Source organism: Pseudomonas bharatica (assembly GCF_048586865.1).
Taxonomy (GTDB): Bacteria; Pseudomonadota; Gammaproteobacteria; order Pseudomonadales; family Pseudomonadaceae; genus Aquipseudomonas; species Aquipseudomonas bharatica.
In genome coordinates this window covers 330465-349721 of the sequence record NZ_JBMAWR010000002.1, presented here as the reverse complement: position 1 = coordinate 349721, position 19257 = coordinate 330465, and the positions used below count along the sequence as shown (strand labels likewise).

At 60.8% G+C, this 19257-nt stretch carries 29 protein-coding genes and 1 tRNA gene; 7 read left to right on the top strand and 23 right to left on the bottom strand.

Features of this window, described 5'->3' with window-relative positions; all coding sequences use genetic code 11:
* The first annotated feature begins 25 nt into the window (after positions 1-25).
* From rplT to ACKLLE_RS04120, 6 genes are all read left to right on the top strand, one after another.
* Positions 26-382: a 50S ribosomal protein L20 gene (rplT, locus tag ACKLLE_RS04145; RefSeq protein WP_009394046.1), complete on the top strand. Its 357-nt coding sequence runs from the start codon at positions 26-28 to the stop codon at positions 380-382.
* Positions 383-489: 107 nt separating this feature from the next.
* Positions 490-1506, top strand: a complete 1017-nt coding sequence (pheS, locus tag ACKLLE_RS04140) for a phenylalanine--tRNA ligase subunit alpha (RefSeq protein WP_009394047.1) — start codon at positions 490-492, stop codon at positions 1504-1506.
* Between the two features lie 35 nt (positions 1507-1541).
* Positions 1542-3917, top strand: coding sequence for a phenylalanine--tRNA ligase subunit beta (gene pheT, locus ACKLLE_RS04135; protein WP_420056972.1), 2376 nt, complete (start codon positions 1542-1544; stop codon positions 3915-3917).
* A 3-nt stretch (positions 3918-3920) separates the two neighbouring features.
* Positions 3921-4223: an integration host factor subunit alpha gene (gene ihfA / locus ACKLLE_RS04130; protein WP_009394049.1), complete on the top strand. Its 303-nt coding sequence runs from the start codon at positions 3921-3923 to the stop codon at positions 4221-4223.
* Positions 4204-4560: a MerR family transcriptional regulator gene (locus ACKLLE_RS04125; protein WP_009394050.1), complete on the top strand. Its 357-nt coding sequence runs from the start codon at positions 4204-4206 to the stop codon at positions 4558-4560. Before ihfA ends, ACKLLE_RS04125 begins: the two co-directional genes overlap by 20 nt.
* Before the next feature lie 99 nt (positions 4561-4659).
* Positions 4660-4736: transfer RNA gene (locus ACKLLE_RS04120), tRNA-Pro, on the top strand.
* Between the two features lie 69 nt (positions 4737-4805).
* Here ACKLLE_RS04120 and ACKLLE_RS04115 read toward each other — a convergent pair.
* A complete protein-coding gene (locus ACKLLE_RS04115; RefSeq protein ID WP_420056971.1) occupies positions 4806-6002 on the bottom strand; it encodes a tyrosine-type recombinase/integrase in 1197 nt (398 codons plus the stop codon).
* 311 nt (positions 6003-6313) lie between these two features.
* Positions 6314-6541: a hypothetical protein gene (locus ACKLLE_RS04110; protein WP_420056970.1), complete on the bottom strand. Its 228-nt coding sequence runs from the start codon at positions 6539-6541 to the stop codon at positions 6314-6316.
* A 70-nt stretch (positions 6542-6611) separates the two neighbouring features.
* On the opposite strand from ACKLLE_RS04110, the gene ACKLLE_RS04105 reads away from it, so the two are divergent.
* Positions 6612-6782, top strand: a complete 171-nt coding sequence (locus ACKLLE_RS04105) for a hypothetical protein (protein ID WP_420056969.1) — start codon at positions 6612-6614, stop codon at positions 6780-6782.
* A 23-nt stretch (positions 6783-6805) separates the two neighbouring features.
* Here ACKLLE_RS04105 and ACKLLE_RS04100 read toward each other — a convergent pair whose 3' ends face one another.
* From ACKLLE_RS04100 to ACKLLE_RS04000, 21 genes are all read right to left on the bottom strand, one after another.
* Positions 6806-7195, bottom strand: a complete 390-nt coding sequence (locus tag ACKLLE_RS04100; RefSeq protein ID WP_420056968.1) for an ASCH domain-containing protein — start codon at positions 7193-7195, stop codon at positions 6806-6808.
* On the bottom strand, positions 7192-7464 hold the full coding sequence (locus tag ACKLLE_RS04095; protein WP_420056967.1) for a hypothetical protein: 273 nt from the start codon (positions 7462-7464) through the stop codon (positions 7192-7194). The genes ACKLLE_RS04100 and ACKLLE_RS04095 overlap by 4 nt, the downstream gene beginning before the upstream one ends.
* On the bottom strand, positions 7461-7775 hold the full coding sequence (locus tag ACKLLE_RS04090; RefSeq protein ID WP_420056966.1) for a hypothetical protein: 315 nt from the start codon (positions 7773-7775) through the stop codon (positions 7461-7463). The genes ACKLLE_RS04095 and ACKLLE_RS04090 overlap by 4 nt, the downstream gene beginning before the upstream one ends.
* An 86-nt stretch (positions 7776-7861) precedes the next feature.
* Positions 7862-9958 (bottom strand): DNA cytosine methyltransferase, encoded by a 2097-nt coding sequence (locus ACKLLE_RS04085; protein WP_420056965.1) that lies wholly within the window; start codon positions 9956-9958, stop codon positions 7862-7864.
* Between the two features lie 66 nt (positions 9959-10024).
* Entirely contained in the window at positions 10025-11086 is a 1062-nt protein-coding gene (locus ACKLLE_RS04080; protein WP_420056964.1) for an RNA-directed DNA polymerase, read from the bottom strand.
* Between the two features lie 294 nt (positions 11087-11380).
* Complete coding sequence (locus tag ACKLLE_RS04075) at positions 11381-11734, bottom strand: four helix bundle protein (RefSeq protein ID WP_009396397.1); 354 nt, start codon at positions 11732-11734, stop codon at positions 11381-11383.
* 57 nt (positions 11735-11791) lie between these two features.
* A complete protein-coding gene (locus ACKLLE_RS04070; protein WP_420056963.1) occupies positions 11792-12379 on the bottom strand; it encodes an Lcl C-terminal domain-containing protein in 588 nt (195 codons plus the stop codon).
* Between the two features lie 121 nt (positions 12380-12500).
* The gene (locus ACKLLE_RS04065) at positions 12501-12977 is read right to left on the bottom strand and encodes a hypothetical protein (RefSeq protein ID WP_420056962.1); all 477 of its coding nucleotides are present in this window, start codon (positions 12975-12977) and stop codon (positions 12501-12503) included.
* 61 nt (positions 12978-13038) lie between these two features.
* Entirely contained in the window at positions 13039-13227 is a 189-nt protein-coding gene (locus ACKLLE_RS04060; protein ID WP_420056960.1) for a hypothetical protein, read from the bottom strand.
* A 93-nt stretch (positions 13228-13320) separates the two neighbouring features.
* Positions 13321-13491: a hypothetical protein gene (locus ACKLLE_RS04055; RefSeq protein ID WP_420056959.1), complete on the bottom strand. Its 171-nt coding sequence runs from the start codon at positions 13489-13491 to the stop codon at positions 13321-13323.
* On the bottom strand, positions 13488-14018 hold the full coding sequence (locus ACKLLE_RS04050) for a hypothetical protein (RefSeq protein ID WP_420056958.1): 531 nt from the start codon (positions 14016-14018) through the stop codon (positions 13488-13490). Before ACKLLE_RS04050 ends, ACKLLE_RS04055 begins: the two co-directional genes overlap by 4 nt.
* 7 nt (positions 14019-14025) lie before the next feature.
* Positions 14026-14523: a siphovirus Gp157 family protein gene (locus ACKLLE_RS04045; RefSeq protein WP_420056956.1), complete on the bottom strand. Its 498-nt coding sequence runs from the start codon at positions 14521-14523 to the stop codon at positions 14026-14028.
* Positions 14520-15257, bottom strand: a complete 738-nt coding sequence (locus tag ACKLLE_RS04040) for a hypothetical protein (RefSeq protein ID WP_420056955.1) — start codon at positions 15255-15257, stop codon at positions 14520-14522. The genes ACKLLE_RS04045 and ACKLLE_RS04040 overlap by 4 nt, the downstream gene beginning before the upstream one ends.
* Before the next feature lie 286 nt (positions 15258-15543).
* Complete coding sequence (locus tag ACKLLE_RS04035; RefSeq protein ID WP_279900656.1) at positions 15544-15678, bottom strand: hypothetical protein; 135 nt, start codon at positions 15676-15678, stop codon at positions 15544-15546.
* Positions 15675-15887 carry a hypothetical protein gene (locus ACKLLE_RS04030; protein ID WP_279900657.1) on the bottom strand — a complete coding sequence of 71 codons (213 nt, stop codon included), beginning with the start codon at positions 15885-15887 and terminating at the stop codon, positions 15675-15677. Before ACKLLE_RS04030 ends, ACKLLE_RS04035 begins: the two co-directional genes overlap by 4 nt.
* Positions 15884-16300, bottom strand: a complete 417-nt coding sequence (locus ACKLLE_RS04025) for a hypothetical protein (protein ID WP_420056954.1) — start codon at positions 16298-16300, stop codon at positions 15884-15886. The genes ACKLLE_RS04030 and ACKLLE_RS04025 overlap by 4 nt, the downstream gene beginning before the upstream one ends.
* 20 nt (positions 16301-16320) lie before the next feature.
* A complete protein-coding gene (locus tag ACKLLE_RS04020; RefSeq protein WP_420056953.1) occupies positions 16321-16542 on the bottom strand; it encodes a DUF551 domain-containing protein in 222 nt (73 codons plus the stop codon).
* Positions 16539-16829, bottom strand: a complete 291-nt coding sequence (locus ACKLLE_RS04015) for a hypothetical protein (RefSeq protein ID WP_420056951.1) — start codon at positions 16827-16829, stop codon at positions 16539-16541. Before ACKLLE_RS04015 ends, ACKLLE_RS04020 begins: the two co-directional genes overlap by 4 nt.
* 199 nt (positions 16830-17028) lie before the next feature.
* A complete protein-coding gene (locus ACKLLE_RS04010) occupies positions 17029-17502 on the bottom strand; it encodes an Lcl C-terminal domain-containing protein (protein ID WP_420056950.1) in 474 nt (157 codons plus the stop codon).
* 231 nt (positions 17503-17733) lie between these two features.
* Positions 17734-17946, bottom strand: a complete 213-nt coding sequence (locus ACKLLE_RS04005; protein ID WP_420056949.1) for a hypothetical protein — start codon at positions 17944-17946, stop codon at positions 17734-17736.
* Positions 17947-18673: 727 nt separating this feature from the next.
* Positions 18674-19240 carry a hypothetical protein gene (locus ACKLLE_RS04000; RefSeq protein ID WP_420056948.1) on the bottom strand — a complete coding sequence of 189 codons (567 nt, stop codon included), beginning with the start codon at positions 19238-19240 and terminating at the stop codon, positions 18674-18676.
* Between the last annotated feature and the right edge of the window lie 17 nt (positions 19241-19257).

Here is a 19257-nt window from a genome sequence, read left to right as displayed (position 1 = left end):
CGGTCAAAGATAGAGGAAGTAACTCATGGCTCGTGTAAAGCGTGGCGTCATCGCTCGTAAGCGTCACAAGAAAATTCTGAAACTGGCTAAAGGCTACTACGGCGCGCGCTCCCGCGTATTCCGTGTTGCCAAGCAAGCGGTCATTAAGGCAGGCCAATACGCCTACCGCGACCGTCGTCAGAAAAAACGTCAGTTCCGCGCTCTGTGGATCGCTCGTATCAACGCTGGTGCTCGCAACAACGGTCTGTCCTACAGCCGTCTGATCGCCGGTCTGAAGAAAGCGTCCATCGAGATCGACCGCAAGGTTCTGGCTGATCTGGCAGTGAACGAAAAAGCGGCGTTTGCTGCGATTGTCGAGAAAGCTAAAGCCGTTCTGGCTTAAGTACCCACGACAATCATCCGCCGCCGGATCCGGCGGCGGATGTTAAACGTCATAGATAGGGGAAGAGCCTGTAAGCTCTTCCCCTATTTCGTATCTGGAGTCTGTACATGGAAAACCTGGATGCGCTGGTCTCCCAAGCCCTGGAGGCTGTGGAACGCGCTGAAGACATCAATGCCCTGGAGCAGATCCGGGTTCAATTCCTTGGCAAGAAAGGCGAACTGACCCAGGTGATGAAGACCCTGGGCAACCTGCCGGCTGACGAGCGCCCGAAGGTGGGTGCCCTGATCAACGACGCCAAGGAGCGCGTCACCGAAGTGCTCAATGCACGCAAGGCCGCTTTCGAAGAGGCCGAACTGAGCGCGCGCCTGGCGGCCGAATGCATTGACGTGACCTTGCCGGGCCGTGGCCAGACCTCCGGTGGCTTGCACCCGATCACCCGTACCCTCGAACGCATCGAGCAGTTCTTCACCCACATCGGCTACGGCATCGCCGAGGGCCCCGAGGTCGAAGACGACTACCACAATTTCGAAGCGCTCAACATTCCCGGCCACCACCCGGCCCGGGCAATGCACGACACCTTCTATTTCAATGCCAACATGCTGTTGCGGACCCACACCTCGCCGGTACAGGTGCGGACCATGGAGTCTTCGCAGCCGCCGATCCGCATTGTCTGCCCGGGCCGCGTCTATCGCTGCGACTCGGACCTGACCCACTCGCCGATGTTCCACCAGGTCGAAGGCCTGCTGGTGGATCGCGACATCAATTTCGCCGACCTCAAGGGCACCATCGAGGAGTTCCTGCGGGTCTTCTTCGAGAAAGAGCTGGCGGTGCGTTTCCGTCCGTCGTTCTTCCCCTTCACCGAGCCATCGGCTGAAGTCGATATCCAGTGCGTAATGTGCAGTGGCAAAGGTTGCCGCGTGTGCAAGCAAACGGGTTGGCTGGAAGTCATGGGCTGCGGCATGGTGCACCCGAACGTGCTGCGCATGTCCGGGATCGATCCGGAAGAGTTCTCCGGCTTCGCATTCGGCATGGGCGCCGAGCGCCTGGCCATGCTGCGTTACGGCGTCAACGATTTGCGCCTGTTCTTCGACAACGACTTGCGGTTCCTCGCGCAATTTCGCTAGGTCGCGCACCCGTAACGAATCTTTAGGAGAGCAGGATGAAATTCAGTGAAAAGTGGCTGCGCGGTTGGGTCAACCCGCAGGTTTCCCGTGACGAGCTGGTGGCCCGTCTGTCGATGGCCGGACTTGAGGTCGACAGCGTGACCCCGGCCGCCGGCCAGTTCAGCGGTATCGTGGTGGGCGAGGTGCTGAGCACCGAGCAGCACCCCGACGCCGACAAGTTGCGCGTTTGCCTGGTGAGCAACGGCAGCGAGACGTTCCAGGTTGTCTGTGGTGCACCGAACGTGCGCCCGGGCCTGAAAATTCCCTTCGCCATGATCGGCGCCGAGCTGCCGGGCGATTTCAAGATCAAGAAGGCCAAGCTGCGTGGTGTCGAGTCCAACGGCATGCTTTGCTCGGCCTCCGAGCTGCAGATCAGCGACGACAACGACGGCCTGCTGGAACTGGCTGCCGATGCGCCGGTTGGCCAGGACATCCGTGAATACCTGGATCTGGACGACGCCAGCATCGAGGTCGACCTGACCCCGAACCGCGGTGACTGCCTGTCCCTGGCCGGCCTGGCCCGCGAAGTCGGCGCCCTGTACGCCGCACCGGTCACCCGCCCGGTGGTCCCTGCGGTCGCCCCTGTGCATGACGAAGTGCGCCCGGTGGAAGTGCTGGCGCCTGCCGCCTGCCCGCGTTACCTGGGCCGGGTGATCCGTAATGTCGATCTGTCCCGTCCGACTCCGCTGTGGATGGTCGAACGCCTGCGTCGCGCCGACGTACGCAGCATCGACGCTGCCGTCGATATCACCAACTACGTGATGCTCGAACTGGGTCAGCCGCTGCACGCCTTCGATCTCGCCGAGATCAATGGCGGCATCCGCGTGCGCATGGCGGAGGAGGGCGAGAAGCTGGTCCTGCTGGACGGCCAGGAAGTCACCCTGCGTCCCGACACCCTGGTCATCGCCGACCACAGCCGTGCCCTGGCCATCGCTGGCGTGATGGGCGGCGAGCATAGCGGCGTGTCCGCGACCACCCGCGACATCTTCCTGGAAAGCGCGTTCTTCGAGCCGATCTCCGTCGCTGGCAAGGCCCGTTCCTACGGCCTGCATACCGATGCCTCGCACCGCTACGAGCGTGGTGTAGACTCGCAGCTGGCCCGCGAAGCCATGGAGCGTGCCACCGGCCTGCTGCTGGAAATCGTCGGCGGTGAAGCCGGGCCGGTCATCGAGACGCTGAGCGAGCAGCACCTGCCGCAGGTTGCACCGATCACCCTGCGTGCCGAGCGCATCAGCCAGATGCTGGGCATGGAAATGGCCAGTGCCGAGGTCGAGCAACTGCTCAACGCCCTGGGCTTGAAAACCGTCGCTGGCGAAGGCCAGTGGCAGGTCGAAGTGCCAAGCCATCGCTTCGATATCAGCCTTGAAGTCGACTTGATCGAAGAGCTGGGCCGCCTGTACGGCTACAACCGCCTGCCGGTTCGTTACCCGCAAGCACGCCTGGCGCCTCAGGCCCGCGCCGAAGCCCGTGGCGAGTTGCCGGCCCTGCGCCGTCTGCTGGTTGCTCGTGGCTACCAGGAAGCGATTACCTACAGCTTCATCGATCCGAAACTGTTCGAGCTGTTCACCCCGGGTGTCGAGCCGCTGCTGCTGGCCAACCCGATCTCCAGCGACATGGCGGCCATGCGGGCGTCCCTGTGGCCAGGCCTGGTCAAGGCGCTGCAACATAACCTCAACCGCCAGCAGGACCGCGTGCGCCTGTTCGAGAGCGGCCTGCGCTTCGTGGGCCAGCTGGAAGGCCTGCAACAGCAGCCGATGCTGGCCGGTGTGGTGTGCGGTAGCCGTCTGCCGGAAGCCTGGGCCAACGGCCGTGAAGGCATTGACTTCTTCGACGTGAAAGCGGATGTCGAAGCGCTGCTGAATTCCTCCGGTTCGCTGGGCGAGTTCACCTTCGCTGCCGGCAAGCACCCGGCACTGCATCCGGGCCAGACCGCGCGCATCGAGCGCAACGGTCGCGAAGTCGGTTTCCTCGGTGCACTGCACCCGGAACTGGCCAAGACGCTCGGTCTGGACCGTCCCGTGTTCCTCTTCGAGCTGGTACTGGGCGAAGTAGTGGAAGGGCGCCTGCCGAAGTTCCATGAACTGTCGAAGTTCCCGGAAGTTCGCCGTGACCTGGCCTTGATCGCGGGTCGTGATGTCGCTTCGAGTTCGGTACTTGAAGTAATTCGTGACAATGCAGGCGAATGGCTCACCGACCTCAGGCTGTTTGACGTCTACCAGGGTAAAGGTATTGATCCTGATAGAAAAAGCCTGGCAGTCGGCTTGACCTGGCAACATCCATCGCGCACTCTTAACGACGATGAGGTGAATGCCACGACCCAGAATATCCTCACCTCGCTCGAACAAAGGTTGAACACCACGTTAAGGAAATAGCGTATGGGTGCTCTGACGAAAGCTGAGATGGCAGAACGGCTGTACGAGGAGTTGGGCCTGAACAAGCGTGAAGCCAAAGAACTGGTTGAACTGTTCTTTGAAGAAATCAGGCACGCTCTTGAAGACAACGAGCAGGTCAAGTTGTCCGGCTTCGGCAACTTCGATCTGCGCGACAAGCGCCAGCGTCCGGGACGCAACCCCAAAACCGGGGAAGAAATCCCGATCACGGCACGCCGCGTCGTCACCTTTCGTCCAGGGCAGAAACTGAAGGCCCGGGTTGAGGCTTATGCTGGAACCAAGCCATAACGACGAGCTCCCGCCTATTCCGGGAAAACGTTACTTCACCATTGGTGAGGTCAGTGAACTCTGTGCGGTAAAACCGCATGTGCTCCGTTACTGGGAGCAGGAGTTCCCGCAGCTCAATCCGGTCAAGCGCCGCGGAAACCGGCGGTATTACCAGCGCCAGGACGTGCTGATGATCCGCCAGATCCGCGCCTTGCTTTACGACCAGGGCTTCACCATCGGCGGTGCGAGGTTGCGCCTGTCCAGTGACGAGGCCAAGGACGATACCACCCAGTACAAGCAACTGATCCGGCAGATGATTGTCGAGCTGGAAGACGTGCTGGTGGTGCTGAAGAAGTGACCCGGGCCGGGTTTTGGAAGAGGCATGAAAATAATCCTTCCAAAATTCAAAAGCTTAAGGTAGATTCTTCACCGTTCTCAGCAATACCGAGAATGTAGTCGGGGCGTAGCGCAGCCCGGTAGCGCACTTGCATGGGGTGCAAGGGGTCGAGTGTTCGAATCACTCCGTCCCGACCAAATACCTCAATGACTTAGCCACCTACGGGTGGCTTTTTCATGTTTCCCGATAGGGACTTTTGCGGGGGTTCATCCCGTCCTCCTTCTCAAAATCGTCAGCGCCGGCCCTCGCGAGTCAGTCGCTGATACCTTGTTTGCCGCCTCGATCAGCGCACCCAACTCAGCAGTTGAATAGTGGCTGGTGATACTGCCATTCTTGTGCCCGAGCAACGCCTTCCGATCCTCTTCCAGAACACCAGCTGCCCGAAGCCTCCGTCCGAAGGTGTGCTTCAGGTCGTGAACCCTGATCGATCGGAACCCGGGGTGCGCAGGCGAATTGTGGAGTTCTTCCCACTTATCCGCCGCGCGCACTCTGGCCTTCTTCCAGGCTGTGTCGTTCATACGATGTAGAGCTGTTGGGCCGTATTGATCAGGCCGCCCATATGGGAAGACCAGGTCTGGGTGAAGCCCCCTCTGCCCGTCCACTACAGACATCGCCACACTGTTAAGAATCACCAGCCGCTCGTCTCCGTTCTTCACCCCTGATCGCTCATGCCGCCCTCCGAAGCTTGCCGGAATGAGGAATACGCTTGTGTTGAGTTCAGGTACGCGGATTTCCCATTCCCACCTCAATTTGCAGACCTCCTGCTCTCGACACCCAGAGTTCACCTTGTAGAGCGACATCCTCAATAGGTGGTCAGGGATCTCCGCGAACAGCAGCGACTGCTCCTGCCATGACATCGGGTACGGCTTCCGGCTCGATCTCTTCTCTTCCAGCATCGTGATCATTGGCACGGTGTCCAGCCAAGGCCGCTTTTCGGCATCCCTCCACTTCCTGGAGCAAAGATTCAAGATCCGGACGACGCGCTGCATAGCGATGTTGATTGTCCGGTTTGATGCGCCAGGCCTGGGCTTCCCAGTTGATGTCAGGCCTGGCTTCAGCTTGAACTTCACGAACGGGGCCAGCGCCCCGTCGTCAATATGGGTCAGCGGCAGGTCGCCAATGAACGGGTCGAGCTGATCCAGGTACGTGGCCGTAAGTCCAATTGATGCCTGATCCTTGTACTCAACGAGATATCGGGTTGCAGCCTCTCGCCACGTCCTGATTTGCCGAACCCCGTAAACCTTGGCCTGCCTCAGCTTTTCGAGGCGGTGAGCGAGGTACTGCTCCGCTTCGTTCCTTTCGCTTGTTCCAGTGCTTTCTTGAAGTCGTGTACCTCTGACGACCTTGTCGATATGCCATATCCCGTTCCTCTGGTAGAGCCCCGGGGTTCTTTTTTGCGCCATTCATTACCTCCTCGGCGCTCGCTGCGGGGCCGATTGTTGTCCTGATTGCTTGCCTTTTCAACGGCCATTCGCTCGATGTAGGCATCGGCCCAGGCATCAAGCTCCAGCCGGTCGAACCCGACTCCCTGCTTCCCGATGGGGAATTCGTGAACGTGGGGGCGTACGGTTTTCCTGAACTCTTCCTTGCACATCCCGAGGTAACCAGGCGCTTCGCTGGCCCGGATGATCCTCGGAAGAAGGCCGGGCTGCGCCGCGGCGGTGGCGTTTGCCATGGGATGGTCTCCACGCCGCCGTCGGCGGCAGGTTGGTGGTCAGGCCTCGCCTTCGATGATCGAATGCTCAACCGACTGTTTGATTGGATCGTGGCCACCCATGTACACCTGGCACATAGCGCTGTCTTGACGGCACACCACGTCATCAGTGGCCTCTTCGTGTTCGCTCAGGAACGAGAGGGCTTGCTGACGAATCTGCTCGATGGTCAGGCCCTCGGGCACTTCATGGACGGACTTCACGGTGGTGGTGATCGTAATAATGGGCATGGCTGCTCCTCGCCCGCGCATGTCGGCGGGCTCATGTGTTAAAAAAGAGGGAATGAACAGGAGTATTGATATGGGCAAGACAGCCAAACCGTTTTACTTCGCCGCCGTGCCGCTCATTGCGATTGGCGCTGCGTTCGCTGCGATTGGGGCTTCAGGCCAGGCTGCATTCGGATACACGTCGGTCGGCCTCCTGGTGCCGGGCCTCGTGCTACTGGTCACTGGGTATCGCCGGCGGGCTTGAGTTGTAAGGGGAGGGGTTAGGATTCAGGCGTGACTGGTGACCTCCTGCGGAACATCGAAGAACTGCAGGCGCCCTTTGCACGGTATGAACGGCAGCGGCTTCGGGTCGCGCAGCACGAACCCCATGTCGCCCACGTACCAGGGCGAGTCGCTGTGATCGACTGAATCGACCAGCTCGACAGAGCCGATGATGCCGCCTCGCAGCAAGTCTGCCTCTGAATAGAATGGCGGTAGGCTCAGCCCACGTTCTTCGCAGAACCGGGAAGCTGCTCGCCAGTAATCACGGGTCATCCCTTGGGACGCATGCAGCAGAAAGCGACCTCGAAACTTCGTGTGCCAGGTGCGGTTCTCGATGTCCTTGCCCCCGTGGATGATCAGCCAGGCCCAAGGCTGGCGGATGGAAAGTGCCTTCACAGCGAATACCTCTCTTCATCCCAGCGCAGCTCGGCGCCGGCAGGTGTTGGTCCGTTGTCTTCTTGTTCGTGCGGGGAGAGCTGGCGCTGGTTGCCGGCCACCTGGGGCAGCCAGACTTTCACGCAGCTGATGGCGTCATTGCCAAGCGACCTCATGACGTAGCAGACGACGCCGCGCGGCCTGTCTTCGAAGGTCGAAACGCCCGGCGGCAGTTCGGTTGCGCTGGCGCCGGTGGCCAGCAGCAGGAGGCAGAGGGTGAGGCGGGTCATGGCTGCACCGCCCGGCGGGTCCAGGTCACACACGGCCCATCATCCGAGTCGATGATTGCGAGCAGGAACCACTCCGGGCCAGGCGAGGCAGGCTCCCAGCCGAGGCAGTGAGCGGCGCCATCGTCGTAAGGGTGGTGGCCGGCGATATCGGCCTCCATTTTCCAGCGCTGCAGCTCCAGGCCCTGCTGAGCCAGCCAGTGGGCCAGCTCAGACCAGCAGCCGTCGAACGCTGGCAGATCGGGGTGGCGCCACCAGCCGTCCTTGTCGCGCTCAACGGCTACACGCTGGATCAGCTTGATTTCTTCAGGCATGACGATTCCTTGGCCGCCAAATCGCGGCAGTTGAATAGAGGGGAGAGGGGTTAAAGCAGGGAGGAGTACGGATGTACTCCTTTCGGTCAAGCAGCTGCGGCTTGTCGATTAACTCGCTTCCAAGGGTCGTTCGCCGCGGACAGGGCCGCCATGGGCGGAGGGCTGACGCTGTTACCGCACATGTGGACCTGCTCGGTGACGGTGAACGCCTTGCCGTCTGCCCCCTTGTCGATCTTGTAGGTGGCTGGAAAGCCCTGGGCTCGGTAGAGCTCGTGTGGCTTCAACATGCGCAGGGTGATATCGACGATGACGTAGGGCGTACCCTTCACGTAGACGGTGACCAGGGCCAGACGATCTTTCGTCGTGATCGTGGACAACGGCTCGTCGCAGCCGCTGACGTTGTGGGTGCCGTAGTACCGGATCAGGAAAGCGGCGACGCGCAGGGCTCCTTCTTCGTGCTCTGGCGATAGTTTGTACTCGACTACTCCGTGATGTTGGCCACCTGCACTGACGGTATGGAGAGGATCCTCGACCGAGCGACCGTCGCAGTTGCCGCGCAGGTGGAGCAGCGAGGCAGTCGCCAGGCGCTGCTGGCTGCCGCTGTTGGTGACCGTGCTCATCGGCTCGTCGGCACCCTTGGCTGGCGTGGTGTTGAACCCGCCGTTGGCTTGCTCAATGAACGCGGTACAGATGCCCATCGCATGAGCTGCGCCCGCCGGCCGCTTGTAGTTGCCGCCGCTGGTGATGGTAGGCGCCGGCTCGTCGATAGGGGCGCCGGCGCTGTCGAACCGGAACTTGACCAGGTGTGCAGCCGCCAATGCGGTATCGGCCTTGGCCGTGATGGTGTACATAGGATCGTTGCCGGTGCGCGGTTCGGTTTGCCCGGCCCGGCCCCCGACGCCGACCAGCAGCGGACTGGCGACCATGAGTTCCCCACGGTTGGCAGCGGTTACCGTGGGCAGTGGCTCAGTTGGATCGTTGATCCGGTCGGCACCCTGGTGGGTCGCCGGCAAGATAACGGCGCTTGTCAGCGCGTGCTTTACCCCGCCGGCAACGACGGTGCCGAGTGGCTGGTCAAGGCCGGGCGCTCGTGGCTGTTGACCGTCACGCTCACCATATCCGGTCTGAACCAGGGTCGGGCTGGCAACGGCGAACGAGCCGCCACGGGGCCAGGACGTCACGGTGCGCAGCGGGTCGTTAATGTCCTGCGCTGCTTCCCGGGACCAGTTCGCAATCGGCACGATGAAAGGATTCGGGTTGTCCAGTACGAACTTCTGCATGCCCTTGGCGATCCGGCGCAACGTGGCGTCGGCCAGGGGCTTGGACCGCCCGAATATGCTCTTGCTCGGCACGGACCAATCAATGCACTCAGCTGCCGTGCGCCACTTCTGCTGGCCCTTCTTCGGATTCTTGGCGTGGGTAGGCTCCGGCCAGACGATTGGCTGGCCATCACACCGAGCGATCATGAACAAGCGTTCCCGGCTGGTCGGAGCGCCGAAGTCGCAGGCTTTGATCACGCGCCATTCCACCTGGTAACCCAGGCCTTCCAGGAGTGCCACAAATCGTTTCCAGGTCGTGCCCTTGCGCTTTGGGTCTGGCACGAGGAACTGGTTCGACACGGGCACCTGCTCGCCGGGCTCGGCCACGCGGTTGATCTTGCTCTTGGGCTTGGTCGGGTGTGGGACCAGGTCCAGTGTGACCACTCGGCCAGTTGCTTTATCGCGCTTGGCGATCAGCGGGCCCCACTGCAGGATCTGCTTCACGTTCTCCAGGCTGATCACCCGTGGCTGCTTCTTACCGGCCCACTTCAGGCCGATCCACGACAGGTTCCGGATCTCGCGCTTGCGTGGCTGCCCGCCGGCGGCTTGGCTATGGTGGGTGCAGTCGGGACTCATGTGGAACCAGCCGACGCGGCGGCCCTGGCATTCCTCGTCCGGGTCACCCTCAAACACGTCGGTGGTGAAGTGGCGAGCGTGCGGGTGGTTGGCGGTGTGCATGCTGATCGCCGCCGGGCTGTGGTTCTTCGCCACGTCCACGGGGCGACCTAGGCCCATCTCAAGGCCGGTACCGGCACCGCCGCCACCACAGAAGAAGTCAACGACGATCTCGTCATCCTGTGGATCCAGGCCGAGACCATACTGGGTCTTGAAGTCGAACGGATTCTTTTTCTGGAATGCAGACATGGGCGGTCCTCGCCTGGGCGGCGTGATTCGTTATCGTTTGAGAGGGGAAGGCGCTGGCGGGCAGCGCTACCGTTTCGGATAGGTCTTGGTGAGATCGCCGTTGACGACATGCCCGCGGCGTAGAACGAGGTTTGCCAGTGCGGCGCGGTCGCGCTGGCTATGGCTGGCCTGGCCGAGCAGGCCGAAGTAGCTGTTGGCCGTCTCGCGCAGGTTCTCTGCCGGTACCGCCGCCGTTCTCTTCAGCGCCTGGGCTACCGACTTCTTGCGCGTCGTGCGCCGCCAGGGCTTGATCACATGCCCAACGAAGTCGATACCTCGTTCAATCGGCTGCAGTATCGTCTTGGTCGGGTTGAGCTTGGCGCCCAGCGACGGCAGGAACTGCTCGATCCGTAACAGCCACTCGTTGAGCTGTTGCGGTGACTCATGCAGTAGGACGAAGTCATCGACATAGCGGATGTAGTGCCGGACCTTCAGCGTGTGCTTGCAGAACTGGTCCAGGGCGTCGAGGTAGACGTTGGCGAAGAACTGCGACGACAGGTTGCCAATCGGCAGGCCGAGGTGCGCAGGCTGCGTCGTGAGCCGCTTGTGCTGAGGCACCCGGTTGAACAGGTGACGAGGGCTGCGGATCTCGTAGTCGTCACGCGGATCGTGCCAGAGCACCTGCAAGGCCAGGGCTCGCCACCACGGATCGCTGATCCGCCTCTCCAGCTGCCCGGCCAGCACCCGCTTGTCGATAGACACGAAGAAGTTGGCCAGGTCGCACTTCAGATAGAAGCCCGGCCTGGACCAGTTCTGCGTCTGGCTTCGCACCTTCGCCTCCATCCGCTTACCGGCGTACAGTGTGCCGCGCCCGGGGATACAGGCGCAGCTGTCCGCTATGAAGCTGCGCTCGATGGTGGGACCGATTCGGTTGTACAGCAGGTGGTGCACGATGCGGTCGCGGAACTCGGCTGCCCACACCTCGCGGGCCTTTGGCCGGGTCACGACGAAGCAGATTGAGCGGCCAGGCTGGTAGGTTCCAGCCTGGAGCTCGTCGAATAGGTCGAGGAGATTGGTTTCCATGTCCTGCTCGAAGCGCCGGGCACTTACGGTGTTCCGCTTGTGCCGCCGGCAATCGTAGTAGGCCATGGCCAGCTCCTCGAAGGTGAAGCTCGCAACGGGTAAATCTGCGGACGGGGCGCACGAGACGCTCGTTGTTCTTGTCGTTGTTGTTGAGCCAGCCATCTTCGAAGTCCAGGTTGTAGGCGTTGTTGGCTGAGTACTGCGACCTGTCGTGCTATCTACGTTGCCGGGACGATTGCTCAGCCCGGAAACTACGCCGGACCTTCCGGCATTCACCGGTGGTTTCCGTGGTGCGCATGGCGGTGTCCATAGGACAGCGGCACGACCAGATTTAGCGCACAGGCAGAAGGGCCTTGACCCTCAAGCAGCGGGCGCGGTTGCGGATTTCTTCCAGGCGTTCGCCTGGCGGCCGACAGAGGCCGTGAGCTTCATTGCCGTGGCGTGCTGGCCTTTGCTGATGAAGCCCTTGTTGGTGAGGGCGCGCAGTAGGTAGTTCAGCATCCAGACGCTTTCGAGCAGTTGGTTGAGGTGATTGAGACGATCCCGGCTCATGTTCGCCCGACCGATCAGCACGAGCACTTGCAGGCACTCGTCGCGGATCTTTGATCCGACGACCTGTTTCAGGTCGCGCGGGATATTCCTGACCAGGTCGAGCGCAAGCCCGAGCAGTTCCTCAGCAACTTTGTGGATTTCTAAATCCGTGTGGAGCGCCATCCTGGCATCCTCGAAAGGCGAGGGCGCCGAGGCGCCCATGAATGAAGAAGTGAAGTATCAGAAGTATTTTCTGCGGACGGGGCGCACGAGACGCTCGAGGCTCTTGCCGTGGAGGTCGAGCCAGCCATCTTCGAAGTCCAGGCCGTAGGCGCCGTAGGCTGAGTACTGCGTGCTCGTCCAGTGGTAGGCCTTGGAGAACAGGTGCGGAACAGTGATCTCCAGGAAGGACGCTTCGCGCCGCGCCATCAGATAGAAGTCGTTATGCCCATCCCGCTCGAACTTTGCGCAGAACCGCGCCGCCGGGTAGTCGTTGTCAGTTTCGACCAGGTCGGCGGTGTTCGTCATGCCGTCATTGGGGCTCTGTGCACCGTCGAACTCTTTGCCGTAGCTTCCGAATTCGAGCTTGGCTTCAGCGTCGGCGCCGGTCGGCACGATCAAGTAGTACGGCTTTCCGTCGCCCGGGAAGAGTCCGCCATTCACTCCACCTTCGCCCGGCCAGTACTCACCAACTGGAGGCACGCCGTTTGCGGAGATGGCTGGCGCCGCGGCAATGGCGAGGGTTGCCAGCTTCAGAACTACACCTTCGTCAGGACTGCTGATCGTTAAGTCGCCCCGGGTGTAGGTTGTCAGTTGATTCGCTTGCATGGGGTGCTCCTGTGAGCGAGATAAGGGTGCAGGCGGCCGGCGCTTCCCGGCGTGCTTCTGGTCTGATCGCCATCCTGACGAACCCGGAATCGCCTGCGAGGGAAAGGATTGAAGGGGTGAATTACTGGATGATTCGGCTGCGGACGGGGCGCACGAGACGCTCGTAGTCCTTGTCGAGGCCGTAGAGCCAGCCATCGGCGAAGGCCAGGAAGTAGGCGAAGTTGGCTGAGTACTGCGTGCTCAGGTGGTGCCAACGATCTTCGCGCAGGGTCACCAAGCCTTCGGCTTTGGCCGCCATCAGCAATTGCCCTTCCAAGCAAGAAGGGATGTAGGCATCCAGCTCCAGGGCCTTCTTGGCGATTTCGCAGCCAGCCTCGGCCATTGCCACGGTGTTCGCGTAGCCGTCGCTGTAGCTGCCGGCGCCGGCGATCTCGACGCCGTATTCACCCCAGACACCCTCGAATTCGTCGGATGGCAGGATCAGGGCGCGTTCCTGGCCATTGAGCCAGTAGCGGGCAGCGAAGACGCCGCCGAGCAATGGCTGGCCCAGGGCGGGGAGGTCGGATGCGGCGATGACTTGCTGATTGGCTTGGGTCATGTGTTTCTCCAGGGTGATCGCCGCCCTCCATGGCTGGATGCGGCTTTTTTGGGGGGCGTGGTTACTTGAGAATGGCCTTGGCGCAGGCCTGAATTTCTATCCAGAGCGCAGAGGACGGGCTCGCGTCGTACTTGATCAGCGATTTTGCGATGCGCTCGGCCAACTCTTGCTTGCTACCGGCCACTGCCGGCGGCGCTTGATGCGCAACTTGAATGGGCAGATCGATCTGGCCCGGAAGGTCGGCTCGCATTGATCGTCTCCTGTTTTTGCTCTAACAGCCCGCTGGGCGGAAGATGAACATGCAGCTGCCGGCGTCGGGACTGCGTGAGCTTGTGGATGCTCCTCATGGCGTGCAGACCTCAAGAGCGTCCTTCTTGGCTTTGAGGGCCGGCATGGCGATGATGGATGTCTTGAAGCTGCGGTAGACGCCCCATGGGCATCCTGTGGCTATTGCCATCTGAGCGGCGTACTTCACAGCCTTGATTGCATCGTTCCGGCGAAATTCCTGGATCATTTTGGCTTCTTCCCATGACCTGGGAAGTCGATGCCGAACTCCTTGGCGATCCGCGAAAGGAGTCTCGGCGTAATTCCAAGGTGCTTAGCAGCCCGAACCTTGCTCACTCCGATCTTGCCCAAGGCCTCGATCCGCTCAGCCATTGCGGTGAACTCAGATGCAGGCCTCGGCGCTCTCCCGGTCGGTGCAGGCAGAAATTTGATACCAAGCCTGAATGCGATATCACGGATCGACTTCGAGGAAATTCCCATTTCCTCAGCCGCTTGATTACAGGTCATTGTCTCAGCCAATTCAGCGATTCTTTCGTTTCGCTCCGCGATTGCGCGTCGGCTGGAGTTCGGCTTTTGCTCAGGCTTTTCAGGCTGCTTCGGTTTTATGAAAGGCTGCGGGTGGGAGCGCATCGGGTGAGGAGTGAATGAGCAGCCCGCGATTACCACAATGAATCCGCCAGTTGCAAAGAAGGCAGCTTTCGCTGCCTCCAGTTGGGCCTGACGCTCAGCGCCGGCCAGTATTTGGTTGTCGGTCATCGCAACCTCACTTGATTCGGATGGAAGGCTGGCCGCGCTCAAGGTGGGCCCCTTTTACTTCCTGGCCGGCCTTGATGCGTGCAGCGATGGCTTTCTTATCAGGCACCATCGTCACCTTGGGGTTTACCAGATCCTCGTCCAGAAGCTTTTCGTCATCCACAATGACGGAATCACGACCAGCACAGAGAGTGATTGTGAACAGCGGGCAGGTGATTTTGGTGATCTTCGCCGCTTCCATGTTTTCGCGCAGGTAATCGATGATCTGGCTTTTGCGGTTGGACATGATCCGCTTGCGCTCTTGCAGCCGATCAATCTCGGCATCAACCGCTTCGATATCGCCATCCATGTTCAGAATCACCCGGCTTACCGCCAGGGCTTTGTCGTTGAACTCTGCTTCGATGGCGCCCATGGTGTCCCGAACAGCTACAGCCATGTCTTCGTCAGCATCCTGTATCAGCACCGCAAGCTCTCTGTACTGGCCGGTCAATTCGTAGAGGTTGCTCATGCTGCGGCTCCTTCAAGTTGTGCCTTGCGCTCTTCGAAGGCCTCGGTAATCCTGCGAATGAACGCTGCCTCATTCCGAGCCGTGGCGCTCTTGATGAAGCGCGTGTTGAGTATCTTGAGTTCGTGCATAGTGACGGCACCGGCCATTGTTTCCACCGAAGACTTGAGCCAGTCCAGCCGCTCCAGCCTTTGGCGCTCTTGCTCAGCCGCCTGATCCTCTGCCTTCTCGATAGCCACCTCGCTACGCACTGTCTCGACATACGAGGCGTCGTCGAACAGGCCCATGTGAATGTCAGCGGCGAAGCCAAGAGGCTGGAGGCATTTCCCGATTGCATCGGTCAGCGACTTCTTTGCAGCCTCCCAGTCGGTGATGATCTTCCCCTGCTGCAGATGCACGAAAGGAGTATGGCCGTAGTGCTCGACAGTGCACCTCTGGCCGTCTTTGCCCAGGTACCAAAGCTGAATCTTGACCGTGTGCAGCTTTGCGGTGATCAGCGGCGCCTCTGGCCACTCCTTAGTCGGGGCTTGGATCGGCGCGCCGTCATCAAAGCGGTCCTCAAGAACCGTCCAGCCCCAACCCTCACCGCAGGGCCCGAAAACCTCGGTCGCCTTACGCATCAAGTAGGTTGGCTTGATCGCGGTTCCCTTGAAACCGCCCATGCCGGTGAAATTTTTGGTTGCACTGGGATCGGTGGTATCGACCTGGTCCCATATGCGCATGTTGATATTGGACATTGGTAAGCCTCGCGCCAGGCCGGCGCCGTCAGTTGAAAGGGGGAATGCCAGGTCACGCAGGCATGAGGGTTGACCCACGCCCTGGCTGCGGTGGATTGTTGCGCGCTCTCGCCGCTTACGCTCCCGGGTGGGTACGGTTATCCCGAAGGGCCGCCGTGCTCGGCTACGTAGATTCAGGAAGTGATGCTGCCGGCTAGTGCGCTGGCGAGCATGAAGACCGTGCAGGCGAATACGGCAGTGAAGGAGCCACGCCAGATGTACACCCGGCGGGCTCGCCGGTAACTGGTCATGGCAGCCTCACAACGATCATTCCGCGACGGATCTCGATGCGGGTACGGGGCGGCAGGTCAGCGACCAGAAAAAAGCCCTGGCGATTCAGGGCTTCGGCGAGTTCTTTGCAGGTGCTGGCGATGACGGTCATGAGCCATTCCTCAGCGCTGAAATTCGGTTTCCGGTTTTGATGGCCAGGGCCTGTCGATAGCTCTCCGAGTCCTGGTAGGTGATCTGGCTCAGGCAGGCGGCCATTTCGATCATGCCTTCAATGAAGGTGCGGTCCTGGGCTGGGGTCGATGATCGAGCGATCTTCGCAATTTCCAGCCCGATGCGGGCATGGGCTAGGTCGGCGCTCATGACTCAGCGCCCTCGGCGTCAGCGATGACGCCATCAGCAGCCAGCGGACCGAGGAGAGTTGCGGCGATATCGCGCAGTACCTGGTCGTCACTCAGGATCTCAGCGACGATGGATTTGCACTCGTGAATTGCGCCGCGCCGGGCCGCCAAAAACATGCGACCCAGGGTAGAACCGCTCTGCACCGTCTCAACCAGCAGCGCGCTCATGCGCTCGTCTACTGCGGTCGCGAACTGCTCGTAGGTAACGCCCTGAGCTTTCCCGCTAGCCCGCTGGAACAGCACGTCACAGCCACGTAGCAGGTCAATCGTTGCGTTCTCGACCCAGATCCGCTCAGCTTCGTAGTCCTCCAGCGGCACCGGCTCGCGGTTGTCGTAGTCGGACTGGTTTCGGTGCAGTTGAATGGCTGCGTTCATGATCGCCTCCAGGTGGTGGGCTACTCGGTGGGTGGACTGAGGTGTGGCTGCCAGTGCGTCACGCGGTGCTCGAACCGCGAGCCATCCCCGTAGCGCCAGTCAATGCCGTTCCAGTAGAGGAAGCGGGCGCCATTGGCGTTGCTTTGTGCTCTCCGCGCCGGGGTGTAGCCGATCACCCAAGCCTTACCGCCGCCCTTGGGCAGTTCAGGAAGCCTGTCGCTGCACTTGATCCAGCCGCTCATGGCTTCACCCGGGCCTTGGCGATGGCGGCACGAGCCTCCTCCATCAATTCAGCCTTTTCAGATGCGTGGCGGTCCGGGTGCCACTGAGCGTCGAGAGCCACGAAGCGCTGAACAATGCTCAGAAGGTCAGGTGCGACGGCTATCAGGTGGGCATCGGCTTCCTCGTAAACGAAGTCAACCACCTGCTCCTGAGCTTCGTTAAAGTCGATCGCATAGCCGGTATGGCCGACAAGGCCTGGATTCGGAACAGGGCGGACCGTCCACGGCCCAGGTGTGTGAGTACTCATCGTGTGAACCTCGATAGCCAACCGCATTGATCAGGTGCCGGGTACCGGTGACCAAGCCGGGCGTGAAAAGCCAAGCCCGGCACCTGTCGATGCGGTCGTTATGGGGAAAGGGGCAGGCGCCCCGAGCTGCCGGGGATGCTTCTGGACTGGCTCGTCTTGAGTCCCGGAATCGCCTGCGGGAAGGGTTTGAAGGAATGAATTACTGAATAGGCAATCTGCGGACGGGGCGGACGCGGAGCTCGAGGTTCTTGCCGCTGTTGACCTGATAGCCATCTACGAAAAGCAGACTGAATGCGTTGTTGGCGGAGCGCTGCGAACTCGACCACACCAAGCCCCAGTCCTTGTAGCCCAGGTTCAGCCAGGCCTCGTACAGCTCGGCAGCGGCCGGCAAGTAAAAGTCGGCGTGACCGTCGGCGATGTGCTGCGCAGCAGCGTGTGCGGCCGGGTAGTCGCCGCCGCTTTCGATCAGATCCTTGGTGTTGGCCTGGCCATCAATGAGGCTGCTGGCGTTGGAATGGTCGCAGTGCGGATCCCAAGCAAACCGGCCGATTTCTTCGCCGATGATCAGGTGATAGGCCTCTGCGCCATTGCGAGCCGGGACGATGCCGGCGTAGATACCGCCCTGGCCGGGCCAGATTTCGCCAATATTCGGCGGGGTGAGCTGTGCGTTCATGGGGTGTCCTTTGGGGTTGTGGGCGGGCTACATCGGTCAGAACCATCGGCAGTCCCACCTGCTGCCCAGGCGGGAACAAACCCTATGGCCACTTGTTCAAGGTGGCGTTGGGCACCAGCGCTATCGTCCGGGGCACTTCCAGTAATTGCAGTTACCGGGATGGTTCTGACCGATGCAGCCTGCTATGGGGAGCAGGGCATCGGGCCAGTCTGTTCCTGGCAGTCAAGGGATTCAGTTCTTGCCGAGCACCGCCTTGGTGACTACTCGGGGGAATTTCTTGGTGCGAATTTCGTTCGCCTGCTTGTCGGTAAGCATCCCCGCCAAGTACAGCGTGGTGATCGAGGTGTTGATGTGGTCGAGGCGCTTTGCCTCGTCGGCGTTCATTTCCGGGAACTGCTGAGCGAATGGTCGTGCCGCCCAGCCTTGCTCAAATGTCTGAGACATCGTCTTGCCCTCCAGGGCGGTTGATTTCCCAGATACCACTCATGGAATGGCACCTGATGAAATCCCGGCCTCGCTACTGGCGACAGGCCGGGGTATTGCGTGAGCGGTGCTGGCCAGTTACCCGCCGCTGATTGCAGGACTGTCCGTTCGTCTTCGATGTGGGCGTCGAGCTTCCTCCTCATGACGGCAATCAGTGCCTGTTCGCCATGGATCGCAGGTCCTTACAACATGCACGCTGCAGCTCTGGGTGCCCGGGTGATTGGGGCAGGGTGCATGAGGTCCGGCGCCCGCAGCCGAGGCTATGGCGGGCGCTAATTAAGTTCGGTATCTCTCCCTTCTGCCGCTGGGATTCGCGGGGCGCATTGCATGCCGGGTCGTTCGCACGGTTCGAGCATCTCGCTCTCGATCAGCCGTACAGGGTTCTCCTGTCGTTGGCGGGCTATCTGACCCGTCTGATCGCCGGTCGCCGGTAGAGGCAATGCGGTCTGTTGGTGTTTCGATTGTTGCGCTGACTGTTAAAGAGCGGTGAGGCTTGAGGGCCTCCCGAGGGGCTGTGTAGCGCCTCGATGGATGTAAATTTAGAAAGTTAAACTGATCGCGTCAAGCAATTTGTTTAAACATTTAAACTTTCGAGGCGCGGACCGTCCAAGCGGACAAAAAAAATCCCGCACGATGGCGGGATCAGGTGGGCTGTATCAGGCGCCAGGTCGACGCATGTGCTTAGCGGTCAGTCAGTAAGAGGAGGGAATTTCCCGCTGACGTTGTCTCGGTAATCGACCGTAGCATAGACGCTTTGCTCGCCAGACAATCTCTTCACCGCTGCCTTGGCCTCATCCTTGGTGGCGAAAGGGCCTGCTCCAATATTTGCCCCGTCCATCGGCACGACGGGAAGGCCGAGATCTAACACTGCCTGCTCAGATCTTTCGCGATCCTCGCCTGGGCGACAGGGGATGAATGCGACCCAGCCGTGCTTCAGCTTTGGGGTTGGGACGGGCTCTACAGCCTCGCCGCAGAACCGGCACTTGGCAGCGGCCTTCTTGATCAGTTCGGCGCATGCAGGGCATTGGCGGACGTCATCGACCTCCGCAACGGTCGCCTTGCTACCGGTTTTGCGAGCCATCAGGATGCCAACAATAAGGAGAATCCCACCGATGATTGTGTAATTCTGCCGCTCAGCCATAAGGCCAAGATTGTTGACGCGCCCCAGGCCCGTTGGAACGGATACATCCATTACCAAGGCGCCAATGAGCATCAAGGCTCCGATGATCGCCGCTATTACACCGAAAACTCGCATCTTCGTCCTCCATGATT

Bases quoted from the DNA above. Each gene is read 5' to 3' on its own strand.
- rplT (WP_009394046.1), top strand. From the start codon at position 26: ATGGCTCGTGTAAAGCGTGGCGTCATCGCTCGTAAGCGTCACAAGAAA.
- pheS (WP_009394047.1), top strand. From the start codon at position 490: ATGGAAAACCTGGATGCGCTGGTCTCCCAAGCCCTGGAGGCTGTGGAA.
- pheT (WP_420056972.1), top strand. From the start codon at position 1,542: ATGAAATTCAGTGAAAAGTGGCTGCGCGGTTGGGTCAACCCGCAGGTT.
- ihfA (WP_009394049.1), top strand. From the start codon at position 3,921: ATGGGTGCTCTGACGAAAGCTGAGATGGCAGAACGGCTGTACGAGGAG.
- ACKLLE_RS04125 (WP_009394050.1), top strand. From the start codon at position 4,204: ATGCTGGAACCAAGCCATAACGACGAGCTCCCGCCTATTCCGGGAAAA.
- ACKLLE_RS04115 (WP_420056971.1), bottom strand. From the start codon at position 6,002: ATGGCGCAAAAAAGAACCCCGGGGCTCTACCAGAGGAACGGGATATGG.
- ACKLLE_RS04110 (WP_420056970.1), bottom strand. From the start codon at position 6,541: ATGCCCATTATTACGATCACCACCACCGTGAAGTCCGTCCATGAAGTG.
- ACKLLE_RS04105 (WP_420056969.1), top strand. From the start codon at position 6,612: ATGGGCAAGACAGCCAAACCGTTTTACTTCGCCGCCGTGCCGCTCATT.
- ACKLLE_RS04095 (WP_420056967.1), bottom strand. From the start codon at position 7,464: ATGACCCGCCTCACCCTCTGCCTCCTGCTGCTGGCCACCGGCGCCAGC.
- ACKLLE_RS04090 (WP_420056966.1), bottom strand. From the start codon at position 7,775: ATGCCTGAAGAAATCAAGCTGATCCAGCGTGTAGCCGTTGAGCGCGAC.
- ACKLLE_RS04085 (WP_420056965.1), bottom strand. From the start codon at position 9,958: ATGTCTGCATTCCAGAAAAAGAATCCGTTCGACTTCAAGACCCAGTAT.
- ACKLLE_RS04080 (WP_420056964.1), bottom strand. From the start codon at position 11,086: ATGGCCTACTACGATTGCCGGCGGCACAAGCGGAACACCGTAAGTGCC.
- ACKLLE_RS04075 (WP_009396397.1), bottom strand. From the start codon at position 11,734: ATGGCGCTCCACACGGATTTAGAAATCCACAAAGTTGCTGAGGAACTG.
- ACKLLE_RS04070 (WP_420056963.1), bottom strand. From the start codon at position 12,379: ATGCAAGCGAATCAACTGACAACCTACACCCGGGGCGACTTAACGATC.
- ACKLLE_RS04065 (WP_420056962.1), bottom strand. From the start codon at position 12,977: ATGACCCAAGCCAATCAGCAAGTCATCGCCGCATCCGACCTCCCCGCC.
- ACKLLE_RS04060 (WP_420056960.1), bottom strand. From the start codon at position 13,227: ATGCGAGCCGACCTTCCGGGCCAGATCGATCTGCCCATTCAAGTTGCG.
- ACKLLE_RS04055 (WP_420056959.1), bottom strand. From the start codon at position 13,491: ATGATCCAGGAATTTCGCCGGAACGATGCAATCAAGGCTGTGAAGTAC.
- ACKLLE_RS04050 (WP_420056958.1), bottom strand. From the start codon at position 14,018: ATGACCGACAACCAAATACTGGCCGGCGCTGAGCGTCAGGCCCAACTG.
- ACKLLE_RS04045 (WP_420056956.1), bottom strand. From the start codon at position 14,523: ATGAGCAACCTCTACGAATTGACCGGCCAGTACAGAGAGCTTGCGGTG.
- ACKLLE_RS04040 (WP_420056955.1), bottom strand. From the start codon at position 15,257: ATGTCCAATATCAACATGCGCATATGGGACCAGGTCGATACCACCGAT.
- ACKLLE_RS04035 (WP_279900656.1), bottom strand. From the start codon at position 15,678: ATGACCGTCATCGCCAGCACCTGCAAAGAACTCGCCGAAGCCCTGAAT.
- ACKLLE_RS04030 (WP_279900657.1), bottom strand. From the start codon at position 15,887: ATGAGCGCCGACCTAGCCCATGCCCGCATCGGGCTGGAAATTGCGAAG.
- ACKLLE_RS04025 (WP_420056954.1), bottom strand. From the start codon at position 16,300: ATGAACGCAGCCATTCAACTGCACCGAAACCAGTCCGACTACGACAAC.
- ACKLLE_RS04020 (WP_420056953.1), bottom strand. From the start codon at position 16,542: ATGAGCGGCTGGATCAAGTGCAGCGACAGGCTTCCTGAACTGCCCAAG.
- ACKLLE_RS04015 (WP_420056951.1), bottom strand. From the start codon at position 16,829: ATGAGTACTCACACACCTGGGCCGTGGACGGTCCGCCCTGTTCCGAAT.
- ACKLLE_RS04010 (WP_420056950.1), bottom strand. From the start codon at position 17,502: ATGAACGCACAGCTCACCCCGCCGAATATTGGCGAAATCTGGCCCGGC.
- ACKLLE_RS04005 (WP_420056949.1), bottom strand. From the start codon at position 17,946: ATGTCTCAGACATTTGAGCAAGGCTGGGCGGCACGACCATTCGCTCAG.
- ACKLLE_RS04000 (WP_420056948.1), bottom strand. From the start codon at position 19,240: ATGCGAGTTTTCGGTGTAATAGCGGCGATCATCGGAGCCTTGATGCTC.